Consider the following 22,846-nt stretch of genomic DNA (forward strand, 5'->3'; position numbering starts at 1 on the left):
TTTTTAGAATTAAAAAATACCTCCGGGCACCCCCGCGAGGTATTGTGAAAATACTTTTAGAGGTTCAGATTGTTATTTCAGGAAGCATTTAACTTACTAAAATCTGCAACTGCCAACTTATTTTTCAATCCATTTTCCCTGCACTTTCATTACTTGCTCGATAATATCCCTAACACAGCCTTTTCCGCCTTTTTTATGAGAAACATATTTAGATATTTCCTTAACTTCGGCTACGGCGTCCTGGGGACAGCAAGGTAAACCCACTAATTTCATAGGATAATAGTCTGGAATATCGTCTCCCATATATAGAACCTCATTAGCTTTGATTTCATAAATATCAAAAAATTCGTCCATTTGGGTAACTTTATCCTGAATGCCCAGGTATATATCATTAATTCCCAGGTCCCGAAGTCGTTTTCTAACACCTTCATTATTTCCGCCAGAAATTATGCACACTGTGTACCCCGCATCTTTAGCAGCTTTTAACGCGTAGCCGTCCTTAATATTCATTGTGCGCAGTAATTGACCATCTGTGCTAATTTGAATAGTACCATCGGTAAGCACGCCGTCCACATCAAATACAAAAGTATTGATTTGGTTGAGTTCTTCTTTAAAGTTTTTTTCCATGTAATTTCTGAATTGAGTCGCTTAGAAGCGTGTATATTTTCTTTTTATGTCCTGTTAAAAGTTCCAAATGTGAATGCATTGTAGCCGTATCTGCGCGCACTGATGGACCGGTTTGAGCTTCTCTAGGAGACAAAGTTTCAACTTTAGAGGCCGTTTCTTTAATTAGAGCTTGCAAAATGCTAAAATCAACCTGATGTTCCCGGCAAATTTCATCTCCAAGGTCATATAAATGATTGCTAAAGTTATTCACAAACACCGCGGCAAGATGCAAAGCTTTACGCTGGGTAGAATCAATTTCCCGAACGTCTTGAGATAATTTTAAAGCAAAATCTTTAATTTGATCTAAATTTTCTTCGGAATTTGCTTCAATACAAATTGGGATTTCGGTAAAATTGACCGCTTTTTCTTTAGAAAAGGTTTGCAAAGGATAAAATACCCCAAAATTTTCGTTTTTATCTAAGGCGTTTATATGCATGGCTCCCGAAGTATGTAGCACTATACCACTTTTAGTATTGATTTTTTTTGCTATTCCTGGGATAATATCATCCTTTAAAGCCAGAATATAAAAGTTGGCGGTTTTAAGGTCGTTGAGATTTGTAGTAACTTCGGTAAACTCTTCAAATGCTTTAAGGCTTTGATTATGATGATTATAAACCTGAACGACTGTTATGTTTTTAGCCGTTTTACAAGCTTTAAACAAGTTTGTCGCGAGGTTTCCCGTGCCTAAAATTACAACTTTTACCATGCCGCTAAATTATTAATTTTTTCCGGCCTTTAAAATTAACGTTTTGGTAATATAAAGAAGCGTTTTTAAGCCTCCCAGATCGTTAATTTTCCTTAAATTTGCCGCCGTAAATTAACCTCATTTTAAAAGAGGAGAAGTGTTAAATAATAAGCAAAGTGCTTTGTTTAAATTTCAGCTCTCGAGAATTAAATTCAAAGGGATTTATCTTTAAAATGGGCACAAAAGTTTTACTTCAATGCAAAATAAAATAGCTTCTGTCATATTTTCTACCCGTATCATGGCAGTTTTGTTTATAGTATTCGCCATTGCCATGGCATTTGGAACATTCATAGAAAGTTGGTATAGTATAGAAACGGCAAGAGTTCTCATTTATGAAGCCTGGTGGTTTGAGGCAATCATGGTGTTTTTTGTGATTAATTTTTTAGGAAATATTAAAAGATATAATCTACATAAACGCGAAAAATGGTCTTCACTTTTACTTCACCTCTCTTTTATTCTTATTCTAGTAGGCGCTTTTATTACCCGTTATATTAGTTATGAAGGAGCAATGCCTATTAGGGAGGGAGAGACTACAAATGTTATGCTATCCCAAAAAACATTTGTAACCGTTTTTATTGATGGAGAAATTGAGGGTGAGCCGCGCAGGAGAGTGTTACAGGAGCCTGTATTGTTTGCGACGGAAACTGAGAATGACTACGAGTTGAACACCGATTATAATGGACAGCCTGTAAAAATTGAAGCCACCAATTTCATCTATGGTGCGAAAGAAGAATTAGTACCAGCCGAAGATGGTGAAAATCACCTTAAGCTGGTAGAAGCAGGTGGGGGAGACCGTCATGATCATTACATAAAAGAAGGCGAAGTTCAAAATATTCATAACGTTTTATTTGCATTAAATAAGCCTACAGAAGGCGCCATTAATATTAATTATGATGAAGCCAGTGGTGAATACACGATAAATTCTCCTTTTGAAGGAGATTATATGCGAATGGCCGACCAGAAAAAAGGAGCGTTGGTACAGGATTCTACCCAAAATCTAATGTTGCGTTCACTTTATAATATTGGGGAGATGCAGTTTGTATTCCCAGAGCCCATCGTTAAAGGAAAATATGACGTAATAAAAACGCCAGAAAAAGCAGATGGACAAAGCGATGCTTTAACCTTAAAAGTTTCTTCGGAAGGGGAGTCTAAAACCATCACCCTAATGGGGGGACAGGGAATTGATAGCCAGCCGCAAAAATTAGAACTGGCAGGATTGGAATTTTACTTAAACTACGGAAGCAAAAAAATAGAATTGCCCTTCGCCCTAAAATTAAATGATTTTATCGCCGATAAGTATCCCGGGACAGAAAATAGTTACTCCTCATTTAAGAGTAAAGTAGAAATTGTAGAAGAAGGAAAGGAGAACGTGCCTTATGAAATTTATATGAATCACGTTTTAGACCATAAGGGCTTTAGGTTTTTCCAGGCCAGCTTTATGCCAGATGAAAAAGGAACCATACTTTCTGTAAACCACGATTTTTGGGGAACCTGGATTACATATATTGGTTATACTTTACTTTACCTGGGGCTCATGTTAATTTTATTTGATAAAGGTTCACGTTTTGGAGATCTTAAGAGAAGGTTGGAGAAAGTGAAGGATAAAAAGAAAAAATTAAGTATGGTACTGGTCTTCTTTATGGCAGCCGGTTCTATGTTCGCTCAAACGCCAGATGAATCTCATCAACATGCTGCTTCAGCTAAAAAACAGGTAGATTCTATAATTAAAAGTAATGCCATAAGCAAGGAACACGCAGCTAAATTTGGTAAGCTGGTAATTCAAGATGCTAGTGGGCGAATGAAGCCTGCAAATACGTATTCGTCAGAATTATTGAGAAAAATAAGTAAATCTGATACTTATGAAGGTTTAAGTTCAGATCAAATATTGGTTTCTTTAACTCAAAACCCTATGATTTGGTACAACGTACCTATTATTAAGGTAGAGAAACACAATGATAGTTTACACCATATTTTAAATGTTAACGAAGGGGAGAAATATCTTACTTTAGCCAGTTTTTTTGATAAAAAAGGTAATTATAAGCTCTCTCCATATCTTGAAAAAGCCTATCAGGCCGCGGTACCCAATCAATTTCAGAAAGATTTTATCAATACCGATAAAAAGGTAAATCTTATGTATCGTGCTTTAGAAGGCAAAATACTTCGAATCTTTCCAATTCCCGGGGACGATAATAATAAGTGGTTGTCTTTTCCAGAATTAGATGAAGGGAATTTTAAGGGTATGGACTCGGTGTACACCAAACAGATATTGCCGTTGTACATGAGTTCGCTTCAGGAAGCCAATAAAACCGGTGATTATGCCCGGGCCAATGAATTTCTGGAAAGTATAAAAGGTTTTCAGAAGAAATTTGGAGAAGAAGTGATGCCTTCCGAAGAAAAAATTAATGCAGAAATCACTTATAATAAATACGACGTTTTCCGAAACCTGTTTTGGATGTATATGGTTGCAGGCCTGGGAATGTTGGTATTTGTGATTGTAAGGATTTTTAAAGAAAATAAGCTCACAAAATGGCTTGTAAATATAAGTGGTATCATAGTACTGGTACTTTTTGTGGTGCATACCCTGGGCTTAATCGCCCGGTGGTATATCTCTGGTCATGCCCCCTGGAGTGATGCTTATGAGTCCATGATTTATGTGGCCTGGGCTACGATGTTTTTTGGTCTTGCATTTGGTAGAAAGAGTAGTTTAACAATCGCTTCTACGGCTTTTGTAACTTCTATGATCCTGATGATTGCGCATTGGAACTGGATGGATCCTGCCATTGCCAACTTACAACCGGTGCTGGACTCTTATTGGTTAATGATTCACGTTTCGGTAATTGTAGGTAGCTACGGGCCATTTACCCTGGGAATGATTTTGGGGGTTGTTGCTTTGTTATTAATGATTTTTACAACAAAAGCTAACAAGAAGAAAATGGATCTCAATATAAAAGAGATTACTATTATTACAGAAATGGCGCTTACGGTTGGCCTGGTGATGCTTACTATTGGAAACTTTTTGGGTGGCCAATGGGCAAATGAGAGCTGGGGACGCTATTGGGGATGGGACCCTAAAGAAACCTGGGCGTTAATTAGTATTATGGTTTATGCTTTTGTGATTCATATGAGATTAGTACCCGGTTTGCGAGGCCGTTGGTTCTTTAACTTAATGGCTATTGTTTCTTTTGCGAGTATCGTGATGACTTATTTTGGGGTTAATTTCTACCTGGCCGGCTTACATTCTTACGCGAGTGGAGAAAAGGTGATTACACCTACATTTGTGTACTACTCGGTTGTAGCTGTTGCAATTCTAGGAGCAATTTCTTACTGGCGTTATAAAAAGTTTTATATGAAGCCAAAGAAGAAAAAGATAAAAAATAGAAAGTCCTAAGTTTTAAAATAGAAAAGGCTGCATTTTTAAGTGCAGCCTTTTTATTTTTATACTAATTAAGAAGATTATTGAATCTCGCCGACCATCTCTTTAGGCTGTACCCATTCGTCAAATTGATCTTCTGTGAGGTGTCCTAATTTAACGGCAGCTTCTTTAAGTGTAGTACCATTCTTATGCGCTTCATTCGCGATTTCGGCAGCTTTGTAATAACCAATTTTGGTGTTTAAAGCGGTTACCAACATAAGGGAATTATTTACCAGCTCTTTAATACGTTGAGTGTTTGGTTCAATTCCGCGGGCGCAATTTTCATCAAATGAATCACAGGCGTCGCCAAGAAGCTGGGCGCTTTGCAATAAATTTGCTGCCATAACCGGCTTAAATACATTTAGCTCAAATTGTCCCTGCATTCCACCAACGCCAATAGCTACATCATTACCCATAACCTGGGCACAAACCATAGTTAGTGCTTCACATTGAGTAGGGTTCACTTTCCCGGGCATAATAGAAGAACCTGGCTCATTTGCCGGAATATTGATCTCTCCAATACCACTTCTTGGTCCTGAAGATAGCATCCTAATATCATTTCCAATTTTGTTTAAAGCTACAGCCAGCTGTTTTAAAGCTCCGTGAGTTTCTACAAATGCGTCGTGAGCAGCTAAAGCCTCAAATTTATTTTTGGCCGAAATAAATGGTAAGTCGGTGAATTTAGCAATGTAACCTGCTACTTTTTCGGCATAACCTTTTGGAGTGTTAAGCCCGGTTCCTACGGCGGTACCACCAAGCGCTAGTTCGGCAAGATGTGGTAGTGTGTTTTCCAGCGCTTTTATCCCGTGGTTTAATTGTGCGACATACCCACTAAATTCCTGTCCCAGGGTTAGAGGAGTCGCATCCATAAAGTGCGTTCGTCCTATCTTTACTACTTCCTTAAATTCCTCTGATTTGTCCTGTAATGTATCTCGTAATTTTTTTATGCCGGGAAGTGTTACTTCCGTAATTTTTTGATAAGCCGCAATATGCATTCCGGTAGGGAAGGTGTCATTTGAGGATTGTGACTTGTTGACATCGTCGTTGGGTTGCAGGGTTTTTTCTCCTTCTCCCAGTTTTTTTCCAGCCAACTGATGTGCTCTATTGGCGATTACCTCATTCACATTCATATTGCTTTGGGTACCGCTTCCCGTTTGCCAAATTACCAGTGGAAACTCGGCATCGTGCTTTCCTTCCAAAATTTCGTCACAAACTTTTGCAATTTGATCCCGTTTTTCTTCTGAAAGAACTTCCAGCTCACAGTTGGTGTAAGCTGCAGCTTTCTTGAGATAAGCAAAGCCATAAACGATTTCTAAGGGCATACTGGCCGCAGGCCCTATTTTAAAATTGTTCCGTGAACGTTCGGTTTGTGCTCCCCACAATTTATCTGCAGGAACCTTTACATCTCCAATCGTATCTTTTTCGATTCTATAGTCCATAAAATATAAGATTAGTTGAATCACAAATTTACAAGTAAGTTGCTTCTTTAATGCATTGTTTAGCCTAAATTTAATTCCAATAGGACTCTGGCTTCTCATAATAATATTTTTTTAAAATTAATTGTGAAAAGCCGCCCAGACTTTATATCTTTGAAGTATTCTAAAAATTTCTGAAAGTTATGTTCGAATTCGACCAATATCTCGGTTTTTTAGCTTTCCTGTTTATTCTTACAATGGGATTCTGGCTAATGATTTTCTTATTTGCCTTATTGCCCTATTGGATTGGAGGTTCTCTAAAAGAATTTTTCCAGGAAAAGAAGGAAGAGCGAAAGAAGAAAAAATTATAGAAAAAGGGACAGTTAATGTCCCTTTTTTTATGCCTTGCTTTTTGTATTTGGAATGCAGATGAAACCTATCTAGATTGCTTTACCTTGTAATAAATATTCATCCCGGTGATCATCTGTATATCTGAAAATATAAATAATATTTTTTTATAAAATCTCGTGGATATCTCCCTGGTTTGTTTATTTCCATCTCTTTATGCATAAAAACAATAAGACCTCACAATTTCGTATAACTCCCGGTAATTAATGGGACGAAACTATAAGGTCTTAAAGCAACTCTTGTAAGAGATTTAGGCTCGGTTAAATTATATGAATGTTTAGCAGATTATCCTTCAAAACCTTCTCCATCCATATCGTCACCTTCTCTACTTTTGCGTTGTTCATGTTTTTGTTGATTGAATCGATAGATGAGGGAAATATTAAAATTTTGTCCTTTTCTCCATTGAAATTCGGTAAAACGTTCGTAAGTATTTGTTGTAGTTAAAGATTCTCTTTTTCTGGAATCCAATACATCTCTCACGTTTACTGAAATTGTAGCATTGTCATTAAATATATCTTTACTCAAAGCCAGGTCTAAAGAAAGATAACCTTCTCTGTCGCCTTGCACGCCTTCTGCTGCACCTCTATAAAATGCGTTGGTTTGCCAATCTATCTTTGCGGGTAAGCTTACTTTAGAACTAAAGCGGGCAAACCAGCTGGTACTTTCTGCATCGTAGCTTTTCTCATTAAAATCCCCTTCTGTTTTAAATTGAAAGAAATTCACGCTGGTATTCAATCTAAGCCAATCTGTTGGATTATAAAGTACGCCAAGTTCGGCTCCTGTTCTTTTATTTTCGGCCAGGTTTACCGGTAAAGTTCTAATTACACTAGAGCCTTCCACACTTTCCTCTATACGCTCAAATGAATCTGTTTCGTGCTGGTAATATACCGAAGATGTTAAGGTTAATGTTTTCCAGCGTTTTAAATAACCAATGTCAAAAGCATTGGAATAAGCGGGTTTTAAATTAGGGTTTCCCTGAAATACGTTATTATTACTACTTCTGGAAGGAAAAGGATTTATAAACCAGCTTCGAGGCCTATTGATCCTACGGTTGTACCCCAGGGTGATATTTTCTTTTTCACCAAGCTCAAAAGTAAGATTCACAGTAGGGAAGAGACCTAAGTAATCATCGTCAAAATTAGTTTCAATAGGAAAACCAAAAGCTTCTTCTAATTCTGCATCGGTAAGTTCACTATCTATATCACCTTTTAGATTTGTATTTTCTAATCTTAAACCAAGTAAAAAAGAAAACATTCCGAATTTACTTCCATATTGTGAATAAAGTGCGTGTACATTTTCAGTATAATCAAAAACATTGGTAAGCTGCGTGTTTAACTCCAGGTCACCGGTTTCAACATTCTCTTGAAAAAGTTCATAATCGGTAAATTTATTTTCGAAATTTCCGCGATATCCGGCTTCAAATTGCGAGCTTTCACCAATTGGTAACACGTAATCGGCCTGGATTAAATATTCTTTCTGGTCTTCAGTAGTATTAATTAACTCACCAAATAATGGATACTCAAAATCCTCATCTGCAATATTATTAAAATCGATTTCCTCATTAATATTGGTTATTTTGGTTTCTTTATCGGTTTCAAATTGAAAGTCGGCAGTAAGTTTATGACCTTCATCATTAAAATTGTTAATGTAATTTAATGCGAATTGCCAGCTGTTGTCATTTTCCTTTTCTTTTTCCCTACGTGTTGTTCCCAGGGCTTCTTCATCACCTAAATAATTGGTGGTTTTATTGGTGGTTAGATCTTCATCTTCCCCAGTACGATAGAAAATAGTACCGGTAATGGAAGATTGTTCAGTAAGAAAATATTCCATTCCCAGGTTAGTATTAAAATTTCTATTAACTCGGTCTATATCTCTGTCTTCATAAATACGGTCAAACTGCACACCACTATTTTCAAAATATTTAGTGTCGAAATATCCACCACCGGGGGCATCAAAATACCTGAAACTTGTAGTATTAAACAGGTTGAATTTTTCGGTTCTATAATTCACGTTTGCCGAAACACCGGCATTTGCGGGGGTTCCGCCGTTTAAGGTTAAAGAACCATTAAAACCGAGCGTTTCTTTTTGTCGCAAAATAATATTAAGGATACCCGCAGTACCTTCGGCATCATACCTGGCCGAAGGAGAGGTGATTACCTCAACCCTTTCAATAGCATCGGCAGGAAGTTGATTTAGCACATTGGTATCTCCAAATCCTGCCATTGCAGACGGTTTTCCGTTGATAAGGATTCTTACATTTTCATTACCGCGCAAGCTTATAGCACCATCTATATCTACATTTACAGACGGTACATTACTAAGCGCATCACTTACAGTCCCTCCGGCTGTGGTTAGATCCTTTCCAATATTATATACTTTTTTATCCAGCTGAATACTAACCTGGGTAGTCTCGGCGGTTACAATTACCTCATCCAGGTTATCTGAACTTAAACCTAATTCTATGGTGCCTAAGTTTAAATCTGAACTAATCGTGCGATTATTGAATTTCTTAGATTCATAAGATATAAACTCCACTACAATATTGTAGGTGCCGGGAGAAACGTTAATTTTAAAAATACCTTTTCCGTTGGTTACACCACCGGTAACATCCTGAGGATTATTGGTGTTTACTATAGAAACGGTGGCATACTCTAATGGAACCTCAAGTTCATCGTCCATTACTTTCCCCGAGATCTCAAAAGTTTCATTTGCCGATTGTGGATAAACCAGCAGGTTAATTAAAAGAAAAAACGCTAATATAAGCGGCTTGTAAATTTTGGTGGTCATAAGAATTTTTATTCTTTGACCGTCAATTTTTAAAATGGTTTAATTAAAAATAGCTAAAACATGCGTAAAATGTGAGTTTTCTCGATATTCATCATTTTATTGCCTGATTTTCAGAAGATAAGTATTTTTAAATTAATAACCTCAATTCAAGGATACGAGTTATGATTTTGAAAAAATCTCTTATTTTAAGGCAAGACCCGGGGAACAAAATCCTGGGTAATCACCCCGGGATTAAACCTCTTGAGATATCTTTTTATTCAATTCTAAATACTTTACAAATTGAGGTTCACTCATAAAGCTCTTAAGTTTTTTATGTTCTGCTTTCTGAATAGACTTTAACCTGTAAATGATTTCATCTTCACTTAAAGTCTTAGAGTTGATGATAGCGTTTTTCTTTAGTGTAAATTCGATGATTAAATCTTCCATTTTGGAGGTTTGGTACAAATCTAATTCAAGTCTATTTTTCCATAGAAGTGCTAATTCCTCTGCGATTTCAAGCAGTTCTTCTCTACTATTTTTGTTGATATATATTTTAGAAAATACAAAACCTGCTACTAAAAAGCTCGCAGCACCGATTATTGCAATTTTTTGTTGAGTTTTCATTGTTCGCTGGTTTACTATAATAGTTCTTCAATTTTACTTTCTGGCCTGCCTACCACTGCTTTGTCTTTAGTTGCTACAATGGGTCTTTCAATTAATTTTGGGTTGCTTTGCATCACACTCACCAATTCCTTATCACTAAGGTCTTTGTTCTTGTATTCATCTTTCCAAAGTTTTTCTTTAGTACGAACTAATTGAATAGGAGCAAAGCTTAATTTTTCAAGAATCTCTTCCAATTCAGTTTCAGAAAGAGGGTCTTTCAAATATTCTCTAACTTTATATTCTTTTCCTGAATTTTTTACTAATTCTAAACCTTCTCGAGATTTTTTGCATCTGGCGTTGTGATAAACAGTAATCATTGTTTTTTGGTTTTTAGCAGTATAAAATACAAAATTAAAATGGAAATCCTAATAGCATTAGTCTTCCTGTTTTTGTCCCATCATCATTAAAAATGATTTTAAAAATACATCAATATCCCCGTCCATAACCGAATCTACATTCCCGGTTTCTTCGCCGGTCCTTACATCTTTCACTAATTTATAAGGATGCATCACATAATTGCGTATTTGCGAGCCCCACTCAATCTTCATTTTTGAGTCTTCAATCTCCCGGCGTTGCTCTTGTTGCTTCTGAAGTTCAATTTCATACAACTGACTTTTTAAAAGTTGCATCGCCTTGGTTTTGTTCTCCAATTGAGACCGGGTTTCAGAATTCTCTACAACGATACCGGTAGGAGCGTGGCGCAAGCGAACCGCGGTTTCAACCTTATTTACATTTTGACCTCCCGCACCCGAAGAACGCATCGTTTCCCAGGAAATATCTGAAGGATCAATATCAATTTCAATTGACTCATCGGCCAGCGGATAAACATAAACCGAAACGAATGAGGTATGTCTTTTTGCATTACTGTCAAAAGGCGAAATACGTACTAATCTATGCACGCCATTTTCACCTTTTAACCAGCCAAAAGCATATTCTCCTTCAATCTCAAGGGTCACTGTTTTAACACCTGCAACATCACCAGATTGGTAATTGAGTTCCTTAATTTTGAAATTACGTTTTTCTGCCCACATTAAGTACATTCGCATAAGCATTTCTGCCCAGTCGCAACTTTCTGTACCACCGGCCCCTGCCGTAATTTGCAATACTGCACTTAATTTGTCCCCTTCTTCAGAAAGCATGTTTTTGAACTCCAAATCCTCTATAAGCTGAAGCGGCTGCACCATCTTTTCTTTTACTTCGGCTTCGGTGGCTTCTCCTTCTTTATAGAACTCCTGAAGCACCTCCAGGTCTTCTACCAGAGTTTCAGCTTTTTCAAATTCGCTTACCCATTGCTTTTCGGCATTTAGATCGCGCATAATGACTTCGGCCTTTTTTGGATCATCCCAAAAATTTGGAGCAAAAGTTTTTTCTTCTTGATTGGCTATTTCTATTTTCTTGGAATCAATGTCAAAGATACCCCCTTAACGCACCAAGGCGCTCTCTAAGATCTTTGATATATTCTGATGTGATCATATTTTCATTTTTTTTTGAATTGGCAGATACTGCCTTCATTTTAAAGAGTAAAAATAGAATTTAAGACCGCGCCAGGAAAGTATTTAACTATATTTTTATAGTTTTAAACTTTCAAAAAAATGACTTCAATGAATCGATTTTTACTTATTCTCCTGTTTGTCAGTTTCTCAGTTCCAACAACCGCACAATTTCTTTCAGAAAAAGAAAATCTTAAAGAATATAAAGGTTTTTTCAATTTTCATTATAATGAAGAAAAAGATGAAATTTACCTGGAAGTTGATAAGTTAGATACTGAATTTTTATATGTACATTTCTTAACCAGTGGACTTGGGTCTAACGATATTGGTTTGGATCGTGGCCAGCTTGGGAATGAAGCTGTCGTAAAATTTCAAAAAGCGGGGAATAAATTATTATTGGTGCAGCCCAACCAAAAATACAGGGCCGAAACCGACAATATATTGGAAAAACAAAGTGTACGACAGGCTTTTGCTAAATCGGTTATTTATGGTTTTGAAATCAAGGAAGAAAAAGATTCGGTTTATGTAATAGATTTCACGCCATTTTTAATGGAAGATGCCCACGATGTTGCCGGGCGGCTCAAAAAAGGCAGTTACGGAACTTATAAACTCGATAAATCCAAAAGCGCTTTAGCTTTAGAGCGTACCAAAGCTTTTCCTGAAAATGTAGAATTTGAGGCTTTACTCACTTTTGAAGGGGAGCCTAATGGCAGGGCTTTGTACAGCGTGGCGCCCAATGCCAAGAAACTAAGTGTAATTCAGCATCATTCTTTTGTAAAATTACCCGATGATAATTACGGAAAACGGCTATTTGACCCTCGCAGTGGCGCAATTTCTATTTCCTACTTAGATTATTCTACACCGGTTTATGAACCTATAGAAAAGAAGTTTGCCATTCGCCACCGCTTAAAAAAGAAGAATCCGGATGCCGAAATTAGCGCGGCCGAAGAACCAATTATTTATTATCTGGACCCCGGAACCCCAGAGCCGGTAAAGTCAGCTTTGTTGGAAGGTGCCCGCTGGTGGGATGAAGCTTTTGAAGAAATAGGTTATAAAAATGCGTTTCAGGTAAAAATGTTGCCGGAAGACGCCGATCCTTTAGATACGCGGTACAATATGATACAATGGGTACACCGTTCTACCCGCGGTTGGAGTTATGGTGCCAGCGTAGTAGATCCCAGAACCGGCGAAATTATTAAAGGCCACGTAAGTTTGGGAAGTTTAAGGATTCGTCAGGATTTTATGATTGCCCAGTCTTTAATGAATAAACCATTTGCCGAAAATGATAAAAACCACCGGGAAATGATGGAAATGGCGGTTGCCAGGATTCGTCAGCTTTCGGCTCACGAAGTTGGGCATACCATAGGTTTTGCCCATAATTTTGCCGCCAGTGTAAATGATAATGCCTCGGTTATGGATTATCCGCACCCACAATTCAACTTAGAAAATGATGAAATAAGTATTGAAAATGCCTACGATACTGGGATTGGCGATTGGGATAAAGTAACCGTGAAATATTCTTATGCCGATATTCCCAAAAATACTTCGGAAAGGGAATTCCTGAATTCGGTATTAGAAGATGCGCAGGAGGCCGGACTTCAATTTATTTCAGATAGCGATGCGCGGGCACAAGGTGGCGCCCATATTAATGCGCATTTATGGGATAACGGGGAAAATGCTACTGAAGAATTGGAAAAAATATTGAAAATCAGAAAAATTGGAATCGATAATTTTTCTAAAGATAATATTCGCACAAATGAGGCTTATTCTGTTTTAGAAGACGTTTTTGTGCCCCTTTATTTCTTACACCGCTACCAGGTAGAAGCCGCGGTAAAAATTATTGGCGGACTCGATTATAACTATGCCGTTAAAGGCGGAAATAATAAGCTTTGGGAGCGAGCCGATGCAAAAATGCAGGAAAATGCGCTAAATTCAATTCTAAAAACTTTAGATGCTGAAGAAATAGCTATTCCGAAGGAAAAGTTAGCACTGTTTCCACCACGGGCTTTTGGCTTTAACCGAAGCCGGGAATCTTTTAAAAGTAATACCGGCGTGGCGTTCGATGCTTTGAGCGCACCAGTAACTTCTGCAAATTTATCCTTGTCCTTATTATTACACCCCCAAAGAATGGCCAGGTTGGTGCAGCAAAAAGCACTGGATAAAAAACAATTGGGGGCTGAAGAAGTTTTGGATGAATTAATTAACGAAACCATTAAAAAATCGCAGCGTGACACTTATGTAGATGAAGTGCAACAAGCGGTGAATTATCAGGTTTTGTTACAACTGATAGAACTGGCCGAAACCGAATCGGCGACCGCAAAAGTGAAGGCGGTAACAAACTTTAAAATCGATGAGTTAAGAGATTGGTTAAGCAATAAAGACGGGGCAATGCACCAGCAAATGTTTAGGGAAATTGAAAATTACAGGAAAAACCCCGAAGAATATAAAACCAAATTAAACGTCCCAAAAATCCCCGATGGCAGCCCTATTGGGAGTTTTAGGTGTCAAGGGATGAATATGACAAAATAATTTTATGAAAGAAATAGATTTAAGAAGCGATACGGTAACCCGCCCAACCAGCGGCATGTTAAAAGCGATAATGAGCGCCGAAGTTGGCGACGATGTATATAAAGAAGATCCTACCGTAAATGCTTTGGAAGAAAAACTGGCAAAGATGTTCGGGATGGACGAAGCATTATTTTTTCCTACCGGAAGTATGGCCAACCAGGCAGCGATTAAATTGCATACCCAACCGGGGGAACAGCTTATTTGCGATAAATGGGCGCATGTTTTTAATTATGAAGGTGGCGGCGTTTCTTTTAATAGCGGGGTTTCCTGCAAGTTGGTAGATGGCGACCGCGGAATGATCACCGCAGCGCAGGTGGAAGAAAATATCAATCCACCTGATTTTTACCACAGTCCGTTAACTACTTTGGTATGTTTGGAAAATACCACCAATAAAGGAGGTGGCGCCTGTTACGATTTAGAAGAAATAAAGAAAGTAAGGAATGTTTGCAACACCAATAATTTAGGTTTGCATTTGGATGGAGCCAGACTTTTTAATGCGTTGGTGGCTAAAAATGAAGACCCAAAAGATTACGGAAAGTTGTTTGACACTATTTCAGTTTGTCTTTCTAAAGGTTTGGGGACCCCAATGGGCTCGGTGCTTATTGGCGAAAAAAAATTAATGAAAAACGCCATTAGAATTCGTAAAGTTTTGGGCGGCGGAATGCGACAAATTGGTTTTATGGCCGCTGCGGGAATTTATGCATTGGACAATCAATTCGATCGTTTGGCCGAAGACCATAAAAGAGCAAAAGAAATTGCCGAAACCTTAGCTTCAGCCACCTATGTGGATAAAGTAGAACCCGTAGAAACCAATATTGCTATTTTTTATCTGAAAAATGCTTCAAATGAAGCTGCATTTATGAAAAAGCTGCAAAAGGAGAATATCAGGATTAGTAATATGGGGCAGGGAAAATTGAGAATAGTTACCCATTTAGATTATTCCGAAGAAATGCATCAGAAGTTTTTAAAGCTGCTTAAGGAAATTAAATTGTAATGGATTTGTAATATGTGAAATTATAAATTTGTATTACAAGAAAATTTTAACCATAGCTTATCATAGTTTTAATAAGATTGGATGACATAAATTGTAATTTTCAACAATAGAAAAAATGAATTATTATGAAAAATGTCTTACCACGAAAAGAAGTGCCAAATTTACGAGTAGAAACCACTAGTGGAATGAAATGGGATTTGCGGGAGCAAAATTCAGAAAATTTTACAATGGTTGTGTTTTATCGAGGTTTGCACTGTCCTGTTTGTAAATCTTATTTGCAGGAATTGAATGAAAAAGTGGAAAAATTTGAGGAGAAAGGTGTAAACATAATTTGCATTAGTGCAAATAATAAAGAACTAGCCGAAAAAACGGTAGAAGAGTGGAATGTGGATAATTTAACCATAGGATATGGTCTGGAAACCGCCGATTCCAGAAAATGGGATTTATATGTTTCTGAAGGAATAAATGATAATGAACCTGAGGTGTTTTTTGAACCCGCTTTGTTCTTAATAAAGCCAGACAATATGCTTTACGCCGCATCTATTCAAACTATGCCCTTTGCCAGGCCAAAATTTGATGAGTTGCTAAAAGCTATAGATTTTGTTTTGGAAAAAGATTATCCGGCTAGGGGAGAGGCTTAAGGAAAGCCTACAAATAGTAATGTAGCTTGCAAAAAAAATTCCGTCCTAAATCGGTTACAAGCGTCCTCAATAAAAGAGACCTCACAGTCCCGAACTATCGGGACTGTGAGGTCTAATTGTTTTACAAAGATTTGCAGCTATTTCAACTGGTCCAAACCGGGAATATCGGGCATTCCATCTTTGGCAACTGCTGCGAGTTCAGCTTCGTTAATTTCAGATGCTTTGTTTATAGCTTTGTTCAAGGTTAAAACCAGGTAATCTTCCAGTTGTTCCTTATCTTCAAGCAGTTCATCGGCAACGCTTATATTTTTAATTTCCCGGGTTGCAGTAATGGTAACTTTAAGTAAATCGTCACTGGATTTCTCTTCTAAGGTAACGGTTTTTAAACGTTCTTTTGTCGCTTCAACTTTTTCCTGGGTTTCCTTTATTTTATTCATCATACCCATCATATCTCCAAACATAGTCTCTTTTTTTAAAATTGTAAATACAAATTTACTAAAATTAACATCAGGATTAATATCGTCCTCAATAATTATTGAACTAAAACAATTCATTGAAAGACTTCTCGACTGCGCTCAAAGTGGGATTGTAATTTATTAAAAAACAATGCTTTATCTTAGTTCGGGCGCAGTAGAAACCTCCCTGATTTAAAAATTGGTAATTTCAGCTGAATCAAAAATTAATTCCTTATTATATACCTTAAAAAGCACAGTGAAGGCCATCATATTTCTAATAGTAGGTTGAGTATTATGTATTTTACAATTAAAACTTAACTTTGTGCGCGTTAAAAAACTGCAGATTTGAAAAAAGAAATTTTACCCCCAAAGGCAAAGAAAATACCGAAAAAACTGGAAGCTCATGGCGATTTAAGGATCGATGATTATTATTGGATGAACGAAAAGGAAAATCCTGAAGTAATTGCCTATCTAAATGAGGAGAATGCTTACAATGATAAGATGACTGCTCATACGAAAGATTTCCAGGCGCGATTGTTTGATGAAATGAAAGGGAGAATTAAAGAGGCAGATCAATCGGTTCCCTATAAACTAAACGGGTATTGGTATCTTACTCGGTTTGAAGAGGGCAAAGATTATCCTATATATTCTAGAAAAAAAGGTGATTTAGAAGCTCCGGAAGAATTGCTTTTTGATGTAAATGAAATGGCTAAAGATTTTGAATACTATAGCCTTGGCGGATTAAATATAAGTCCAGATAATAAGATGGTGGCTTTTGGTGTAGATAATGTAAGCCGTCGAAAATATACCATTCAGATAAAAAACCTGGAAACGGGAAAAATCTATAGCGATAAAATAGAAAATACAACCGGTGGTTCTACCTGGGCTAATGATAATAAAACACTTTTTTACACTAAGAAGGACGAAAAAACGCTTAGGTCATATCGAATTTACAAACATATTCTAGGTACCAATTCTACTGAAGATGAACTGGTTTTTGAAGAAAAAGACGAGACGTTTAATACTTCCGTGTATAAGTCTAAATCTAAAGAATATATCATAATTGGGAGTCATAGCACCCTCACAACAGAGTATCAAATTTTAAACGCCAGCGATCCAAACGGAGAATTTAAGGTTTTTCAAGCGCGGGAACGTGGTTTGGAATATGCCATAGCTCATTTTGAAGACCACTTTTACGTGTTAACCAATAAGGATAAAGCTACCAACTTTAAACTTATGAAAACGCCGGTAGAAAAAACTCAAAAAGAAAATTGGGTTGATGTGGTACCACACCGCAAGGACTATCTATTGGAAGATATTGATATCTTTAAAGAGTATCTGGTAGTAAGTGAACGTCACGAAGGCTTAAATAAAATAAAAGTAATGCGCTGGGATGAATCTGAAACCTATCATATCCCATTTGACAATGAAACCTATACGGTTTTCACTTCCATAAACCCAGATTTTGATACCGAAGTTCTGAGGTTCGCTTATAATGATCTAAGCACGCCAACTTCGGTAATAGATTTTAATATGAAAACCCGTGATAAAACCATTCTGAAAGAACAGGAGGTTTTAGGCGGTGAATTTGATAAAGATAACTATACCTCAGAGCGTATTTGGGCAACTGCGAAAGACGGCACCAAAATTCCAGTTAGTTTGGTTTATAAAAAGGGAATAGAAAAAAATGGAAATAATCCTTTGCTACAATATGCCTACGGTTCTTATGGCGCAACTATAGATCCCTATTTTTCTAGTGTACGCTTAAGTTTGTTAGATAGAGGCTTTATTTATGCGATAGCCCATATACGTGGGGGAGAGTACCTGGGACGGGATTGGTATGAAAACGGAAAACTTTTTAAGAAAATAAATACGTTTACCGATTATATAGATGTTTCAGAAGCATTAATAGCAAAAAAATATACTTCTGCGGCACATTTATATGCAATGGGAGGTTCTGCCGGTGGATTATTGATGGGTGCCGTGATTAATATGGCGCCACAACTTTATAATGGAGCTATTGCGGCAGTTCCTTTTGTAGATGTCTTGACGACGATGTTAGATGATAGTATTCCACTAACTACCGGGGAATATGACGAATGGGGAAATCCCAATGAAAAGGATTATTACGAATATATTAAGAAATATTCCCCTTATGATAATGTTGTTGCTCAAAGTTACCCTAATTTGCTTGTAACTACAGGTTTACATGATTCGCAAGTGCAGTATTGGGAACCGGCAAAATGGGTAGCTAAATTAAGAGAGTTGAAAACAGATAAAAATTTACTTTTATTCCATATTAATATGGATGCCGGTCACGGCGGAGCTTCCGGGCGATTTGAAGCTTTAAAAGAGGTAGCCGAAGAGTATGCTTTTTTACTGGATTTAGAAGGAATTCAAGGCTAATTCAAAAAAATGCCTTAAATTTGAATGGTTTTATGATTTCTTTTTTTGGTAAAAGTGAACCTTAATAAGGTTCCAAAAGCTACAAACTTGCAAATTATAAAACTTTCACTGCTCAATTGAGCCATATTTTCTTCACTTAAAAGAGAATGTGTTGTTAAACTCAAATTTTGTAAAGAACTTCGATTTATGAAAGAAGATTTGCAAGTATATGACAACGTATTACAATTAATTGGTAATACCCCATTGATTCACTTAAATAAAATAACCCGAAACTTTAAAGGCACTTTTTTCGCTAAGGTAGAAGCTTTTAATCCCGGGCATTCTGCAAAAGACCGTATCGCTCTTTATATTATTGAAGAAGCCGAAAGAAAAGGTATTCTTAAACCCGGCAGTACAATTATAGAAACTACCTCGGGTAATACCGGGTTTAGTATTGCTATGGTGAGTGTGATAAAAGGTTATGATTGTATTTTGGCCGTGAGCTCTAAAGCGTCTAAGGATAAAATAGACATGCTTAAAACCATGGGAGCTAAAGTTTATGTGTGCCCAGCTCACGTTGCTGCAGATGATCCCAGGTCTTATTATGAAGTAGCCAAAAGATTGCACGGGGAAACTAAAAATTCAGTATATATCAATCAATATTTCAACGAGTTGAATATTGATGCTCATTTTAATTCTACCGGTCCTGAAATTTGGAAACAAACCGAAGGTAAATTAACCCACTTAATCGCTTGTAGCGGTACCGGAGGTACAATTTCTGGAACAGCAAGATATTTAAAGGCTCAAAACCCCAATTTAAAAGTTATTGGAATAGATGCTTTTGGTTCGGTGTTAAAAAAATATCACGAAACAAAAGAATTTGATGCCAATGAGATTTATCCTTATAGAATTGAAGGATTGGGCAAAAACCTAATTCCTTCGGCCACAGATTTTGAAATTATAGATCGTTTTGTAAAAGTAAGTGACGAGGATAGTGCCCACACGGCCAGGGAACTTGCTAAAGTAGAGGGGCTTTTTGTAGGTTACACCAGTGGTGCCGCTACCCAGGGTCTTAAACAGCTGGCTGCAGAAGGAGAATTCGACGAAAATAGCAATGTGGTAGCAATTTTCCCAGATCACGGTTCCCGATATATGGGAAAAGTCTTTAGTGATGACTGGATGGAGGAACAGGGCTTTTTTGATACTGAAAACGTAGAGGCAGAGCCTATAGAAACTATAAAATAAACATATTTTGAATTTTTTCAGTAGAAAAATATTAAAAGCATCCTCATCAACGTGGATGCTTTGTTCTATTTGCTGTTACTGAAGAAATAACATTGTAAAATTGAGCCAAATTTAACTACTTTTGCAGCTCGAAAAAATTTTGATGGATGAAGGATTTATTTGATAAAATATATAAGGATAAGGGGCCCCTGGGAAAATGGGCAGACCAGGCTGAAGGATATTTTGTATTTCCAAAACTGGAAGGTCCAATTTCTAATCGTATGAAATTTAGGGGAAAGGAAGTAGTTACCTGGAGTATCAATGATTACCTGGGATTGGCGAATCATCCCGAGGTGAGAAAGGTAGATGCTGAAGCCGCTGCCGAGTATGGTTCAGCCTATCCTATGGGGGCCAGAATGATGAGTGGCCATACCCAAATGCACGAAAAACTACAGGATGAGCTGGCTTCTTTTGTTCACAAACAATCGGCATATTTGCTTAATTTTGGATACCAGGGAATGGTTTCTACCATAGATGCTTTGGTTTCCAAAAAAGATGTTATTGTTTACGATGTAGATGCCCATGCCTGTATTATCGACGGGGTTCGTTTACATCTTGGCCAGCGCTTTACTTATAAACACAATGATCTTGATAGTATTGAAAAGAACCTGGAACGCGCCACTAAGATAGCTGAGCAAACCGGAGGAGGAATTTTACTTATTTCTGAAGGGGTATTTGGTATGCGTGGAGAACAGGGAAGACTCAAAGAAATTGTTGAGCTTAAAAAGAAATATAATTTCAGGTTTTTTGTTGATGATGCCCACGGTTTTGGAACACTTGGCAAAACTGGAGCAGGTGCAGGTGAAGAACAGGGCGTGCAGGATGAAATTGATGTTTATTTTGCCACTTTCGCCAAGTCTCTCGCCAGTACAGGAGCCTTTATCGCCGCCGATAAAGAAATTATTGATTATTTAAAATATAATTTACGTTCCCAAATGTTTGCAAAATCCTTGCAGATGCAATTGGTGATTGGTGCTTTAAAACGCCTGGAAATGCTTAGGTCTATGCCAGAGCTTAAAGAAAAGCTATGGGAAAATGTAAATGCTTTGCAAAATGGTCTTAAAGAGAACGGTTTTGATATAGGAACTACGCAAAGCTGTGTGACCCCGGTTTACTTAAAAGGAAGTATTCCAGAAGCTATGGCACTGGTAAAAGACCTTAGGGAGAAACACGGGATTTTCTGCTCCATTGTAGTATATCCGGTAATTCCTAAAGGACTTATCTTATTGAGAATGATTCCTACCGCTTCGCATACGCTAAAAGATGTAGAAGAAACTATTACAGCATTTTCTGCTATAAGAGAGCGCCTGGAAAATGGAACTTATAAACGCCTATCTGCATCGGTAACCGCTGCTATGGCAGGAAAAATGTAGCATAAGATTATTTCAAAAATTATAAAACCGTTTAAGATCTTTAAACGGTTTTTTCTTTGGAATAAATCTTTGGGCGAACAAACAAAATGAAAAAAGGTATTTAAAAATTAAATAACAGTTAGTTAGGTTCTCATCTACAGCAATCCCAATTAATTTTCGTTTTTATTTCTTTCATTTTGTTTATAGTAGCCTTTTTCTTCCAATTCCTGACCTCTTTGATCCCTGTTTCCTTCATAAGTATCTTCAATATATTCATTATCGTCGTGAAAGTCGAAACGATAAGAAACTCCGGCTGCTACTTGCCAGCGGGAAGGTGTATCTTTAAAGTTTACCAGCCCTGAAACATCTACCTGGAAATCTTTGGAAAATAAATAAGCTGCACCACCGCGTACAATGTCATCGGCATAAAGATCACTTATATAGGTTTGAAATTCGCCAAAAATCGCAAACTCGGGGGTAATGGCGTGAGTGAGTGTAAATATACCGCCATAAGAAGGATATTCTTCTGTAAATTTATCGGCTATAAAATTCATAACTAACACCGAATTTCCCCAATTATGTTGGGTGATAAGCGCAGCTTTAGGACTTATCACAGATTCTCCTTGAAATTTATAAGGATTATCCCACCATAAAAGATTAGCGCCACCATAAACAGCAACTGCGGGGATTAGCGTTCGCCAGTTAAAACGTTGATTGGCTTTCCAGCTATATAAATTTACTTTTCTTTCCGGTACATGTATTTCGGGATCAAATAGAAGAAATTTAGCTCCCAAAATATTAGACCTAAAGTTGGTGATGTCTGTTTCCTTCATAATTCCGGCTACTGGTTGATTGGTAAGCTGGTTTTGAAATGAACCTGAAAAATGAAGCTCCAGTATTTCGGTGAGTAAACCATAACGTACCTCGTAACGAGCACCAAAGATATCGGTGTCACTTCTTAAGAGATCGTGATTCTGGCTGTCATAATACCCCCCGGCTTCCAGTTGTAATACATTTTTCCCCACCGCATAGGCTCCCTGGGATTCTCCCGGACGGTTAGAATTAATAGTTTCTGTATATTGCGCATTGGCAGAGAAAATTCCGAAGAAAATAAAAGCGAGGCTGGCTTTTAAATAATGCATAGTAAGAGGTTTTTGTGGTTTCAAAGATAGTAGATTTATTATTTTTTTAGCAGGCTAATACTACGTTTCTCCCGGCTTATTTTTATTTTTGCAAAAAGATTTAAGAAATGTTAGAAGCTTCTTTTTCCGATGTATTAGAAACGATTCTAATCATTCTATTAGTATATTTTGGCTTTAAATTGCTAATAAAATGGTTTGGTCCACTGCTTTTAAAATATTTTCTAAGGAAAATGGGAAAACGCTTTGAACAACAGTTTAAAAAACAACAAAGACCTTCTTCGCAGGAAGAAGAAGGTAAGGTTAGCATTGATAAAAAGCCTAAAAACCGCCGATCTTCCAATAAAGATGTTGGGGAATATATAGATTACGAGGAAATTGATTAATTTCGATTTCTAAATCCTTTAAAGTATAAAAACGTTCAATAGATTATTGAAATCCGAAAGCAAATACCTCACAGGTC

The 22,846-nt window shown here is 37.2% G+C and carries 17 protein-coding genes; 8 read left to right on the forward strand and 9 right to left on the reverse strand.

Annotated features, from left to right (window positions below; translation table 11 throughout):
• Nucleotides 1-117: 117 nt before the first annotated feature.
• Both BUA71_RS03360 and BUA71_RS03365 read right to left on the reverse strand, forming a co-directional pair.
• Nucleotides 118-627 (reverse strand): KdsC family phosphatase, encoded by a 510-nt coding sequence (locus tag BUA71_RS03360; RefSeq protein WP_072876664.1) that lies wholly within the window; start codon nt 625-627, stop codon nt 118-120.
• Nucleotides 611-1,372, reverse strand: a complete 762-nt coding sequence (locus BUA71_RS03365) for a Rossmann-like and DUF2520 domain-containing protein (protein ID WP_072876666.1) — start codon at nt 1,370-1,372, stop codon at nt 611-613. The genes BUA71_RS03360 and BUA71_RS03365 overlap by 17 nt, the downstream gene beginning before the upstream one ends.
• A gap of 235 nt (nt 1,373-1,607) precedes the next feature.
• Here BUA71_RS03365 and ccsA point away from each other — a divergent pair, with 235 nt between their 5' ends.
• Nucleotides 1,608-4,799 (forward strand): cytochrome c biogenesis protein CcsA, encoded by a 3,192-nt coding sequence (ccsA, locus tag BUA71_RS03370; protein WP_083572022.1) that lies wholly within the window; start codon nt 1,608-1,610, stop codon nt 4,797-4,799.
• A gap of 65 nt (nt 4,800-4,864) precedes the next feature.
• Here ccsA and fumC read toward each other — a convergent pair whose 3' ends face one another.
• From fumC to prfB, 5 genes are all read right to left on the reverse strand, one after another.
• A complete protein-coding gene (gene fumC, locus BUA71_RS03375; protein ID WP_072876888.1) occupies nt 4,865-6,262 on the reverse strand; it encodes a class II fumarate hydratase in 1,398 nt (465 codons plus the stop codon).
• A gap of 669 nt (nt 6,263-6,931) precedes the next feature.
• Nucleotides 6,932-9,433 carry a TonB-dependent receptor gene (locus BUA71_RS03380; protein WP_072876668.1) on the reverse strand — a complete coding sequence of 834 codons (2,502 nt, stop codon included), beginning with the start codon at nt 9,431-9,433 and terminating at the stop codon, nt 6,932-6,934.
• A 231-nt stretch (nt 9,434-9,664) separates the two neighbouring features.
• Nucleotides 9,665-10,036 carry a hypothetical protein gene (locus BUA71_RS03385; RefSeq protein ID WP_072876670.1) on the reverse strand — a complete coding sequence of 124 codons (372 nt, stop codon included), beginning with the start codon at nt 10,034-10,036 and terminating at the stop codon, nt 9,665-9,667.
• A 14-nt stretch (nt 10,037-10,050) separates the two neighbouring features.
• Nucleotides 10,051-10,392 (reverse strand): arsenate reductase (glutaredoxin), encoded by a 342-nt coding sequence (gene arsC / locus BUA71_RS03390; protein ID WP_072876672.1) that lies wholly within the window; start codon nt 10,390-10,392, stop codon nt 10,051-10,053.
• A 57-nt stretch (nt 10,393-10,449) separates the two neighbouring features.
• A protein-coding gene (gene prfB, locus BUA71_RS03395) for a peptide chain release factor 2 (protein ID WP_139277053.1) occupies nt 10,450-11,548 on the reverse strand; the annotation gives its coding sequence in 2 pieces (ribosomal slippage) (nt 10,450-11,484 and nt 11,486-11,548; 1,098 coding nt in all).
• Between the two features lie 128 nt (nt 11,549-11,676).
• Between prfB and BUA71_RS03400 the strand changes: the two genes are divergently transcribed.
• The 3 genes from BUA71_RS03400 (at nt 11,677) to BUA71_RS03410 (ending at nt 15,768) form a co-directional block, all read left to right on the forward strand.
• Nucleotides 11,677-14,094, forward strand: coding sequence for a zinc-dependent metalloprotease (locus tag BUA71_RS03400; protein ID WP_072876676.1), 2,418 nt, complete (start codon nt 11,677-11,679; stop codon nt 14,092-14,094).
• 4 nt (nt 14,095-14,098) lie between these two features.
• Complete coding sequence (locus tag BUA71_RS03405) at nt 14,099-15,127, forward strand: threonine aldolase family protein (protein WP_072876678.1); 1,029 nt, start codon at nt 14,099-14,101, stop codon at nt 15,125-15,127.
• Between the two features lie 125 nt (nt 15,128-15,252).
• Nucleotides 15,253-15,768 (forward strand): redoxin domain-containing protein, encoded by a 516-nt coding sequence (locus tag BUA71_RS03410; RefSeq protein WP_072876680.1) that lies wholly within the window; start codon nt 15,253-15,255, stop codon nt 15,766-15,768.
• 137 nt (nt 15,769-15,905) lie between these two features.
• Here BUA71_RS03410 and BUA71_RS03415 read toward each other — a convergent pair whose 3' ends face one another.
• On the reverse strand, nt 15,906-16,229 hold the full coding sequence (locus BUA71_RS03415) for a YbaB/EbfC family nucleoid-associated protein (protein ID WP_072876890.1): 324 nt from the start codon (nt 16,227-16,229) through the stop codon (nt 15,906-15,908).
• Between the two features lie 339 nt (nt 16,230-16,568).
• Between BUA71_RS03415 and BUA71_RS03420 the strand changes: the two genes are divergently transcribed.
• The 3 genes from BUA71_RS03420 (at nt 16,569) to BUA71_RS03430 (ending at nt 21,265) form a co-directional block, all read left to right on the forward strand.
• Nucleotides 16,569-18,629, forward strand: coding sequence for a S9 family peptidase (locus BUA71_RS03420; protein ID WP_072876682.1), 2,061 nt, complete (start codon nt 16,569-16,571; stop codon nt 18,627-18,629).
• Nucleotides 18,630-18,815: 186 nt separating this feature from the next.
• Entirely contained in the window at nt 18,816-19,853 is a 1,038-nt protein-coding gene (locus BUA71_RS03425) for a cysteate synthase (RefSeq protein ID WP_072876684.1), read from the forward strand.
• A gap of 146 nt (nt 19,854-19,999) precedes the next feature.
• A complete protein-coding gene (locus tag BUA71_RS03430; RefSeq protein ID WP_072876686.1) occupies nt 20,000-21,265 on the forward strand; it encodes a cysteate-C-fatty acyltransferase in 1,266 nt (421 codons plus the stop codon).
• A 149-nt stretch (nt 21,266-21,414) separates the two neighbouring features.
• Here the strand turns inward: BUA71_RS03430 and BUA71_RS03435 are convergent, their stop codons facing one another.
• A complete protein-coding gene (locus tag BUA71_RS03435) occupies nt 21,415-22,386 on the reverse strand; it encodes a transporter (RefSeq protein WP_072876688.1) in 972 nt (323 codons plus the stop codon).
• Between the two features lie 107 nt (nt 22,387-22,493).
• On the opposite strand from BUA71_RS03435, the gene BUA71_RS03440 reads away from it, so the two are divergent.
• Nucleotides 22,494-22,769 (forward strand): DUF4834 family protein, encoded by a 276-nt coding sequence (locus BUA71_RS03440; RefSeq protein WP_072876690.1) that lies wholly within the window; start codon nt 22,494-22,496, stop codon nt 22,767-22,769.
• Nucleotides 22,770-22,846: the final 77 nt, after the last annotated feature.

The organism is Salegentibacter echinorum, from assembly GCF_900129445.1.
GTDB classification, from domain to species: Bacteria; Bacteroidota; Bacteroidia; order Flavobacteriales; family Flavobacteriaceae; genus Salegentibacter; species Salegentibacter echinorum.

Bases quoted from the DNA above. Each gene is read 5' to 3' on its own strand.
- BUA71_RS03440 (WP_072876690.1), top strand. From the start codon at position 22,494: ATGTTAGAAGCTTCTTTTTCCGATGTATTAGAAACGATTCTAATCATT.
- fumC (WP_072876888.1), bottom strand. From the start codon at position 6,262: ATGGACTATAGAATCGAAAAAGATACGATTGGAGATGTAAAGGTTCCT.
- BUA71_RS03360 (WP_072876664.1), bottom strand. From the start codon at position 627: ATGGAAAAAAACTTTAAAGAAGAACTCAACCAAATCAATACTTTTGTA.
- BUA71_RS03425 (WP_072876684.1), top strand. From the start codon at position 18,816: ATGAAAGAAGATTTGCAAGTATATGACAACGTATTACAATTAATTGGT.
- BUA71_RS03415 (WP_072876890.1), bottom strand. From the start codon at position 16,229: ATGTTTGGAGATATGATGGGTATGATGAATAAAATAAAGGAAACCCAG.
- BUA71_RS03430 (WP_072876686.1), top strand. From the start codon at position 20,000: ATGAAGGATTTATTTGATAAAATATATAAGGATAAGGGGCCCCTGGGA.
- BUA71_RS03380 (WP_072876668.1), bottom strand. From the start codon at position 9,433: ATGACCACCAAAATTTACAAGCCGCTTATATTAGCGTTTTTTCTTTTA.
- BUA71_RS03365 (WP_072876666.1), bottom strand. From the start codon at position 1,372: ATGGTAAAAGTTGTAATTTTAGGCACGGGAAACCTCGCGACAAACTTG.
- BUA71_RS03435 (WP_072876688.1), bottom strand. From the start codon at position 22,386: ATGCATTATTTAAAAGCCAGCCTCGCTTTTATTTTCTTCGGAATTTTC.
- arsC (WP_072876672.1), bottom strand. From the start codon at position 10,392: ATGATTACTGTTTATCACAACGCCAGATGCAAAAAATCTCGAGAAGGT.
- ccsA (WP_083572022.1), top strand. From the start codon at position 1,608: ATGCAAAATAAAATAGCTTCTGTCATATTTTCTACCCGTATCATGGCA.
- BUA71_RS03410 (WP_072876680.1), top strand. From the start codon at position 15,253: ATGAAAAATGTCTTACCACGAAAAGAAGTGCCAAATTTACGAGTAGAA.
- BUA71_RS03385 (WP_072876670.1), bottom strand. From the start codon at position 10,036: ATGAAAACTCAACAAAAAATTGCAATAATCGGTGCTGCGAGCTTTTTA.
- BUA71_RS03405 (WP_072876678.1), top strand. From the start codon at position 14,099: ATGAAAGAAATAGATTTAAGAAGCGATACGGTAACCCGCCCAACCAGC.
- BUA71_RS03400 (WP_072876676.1), top strand. From the start codon at position 11,677: ATGAATCGATTTTTACTTATTCTCCTGTTTGTCAGTTTCTCAGTTCCA.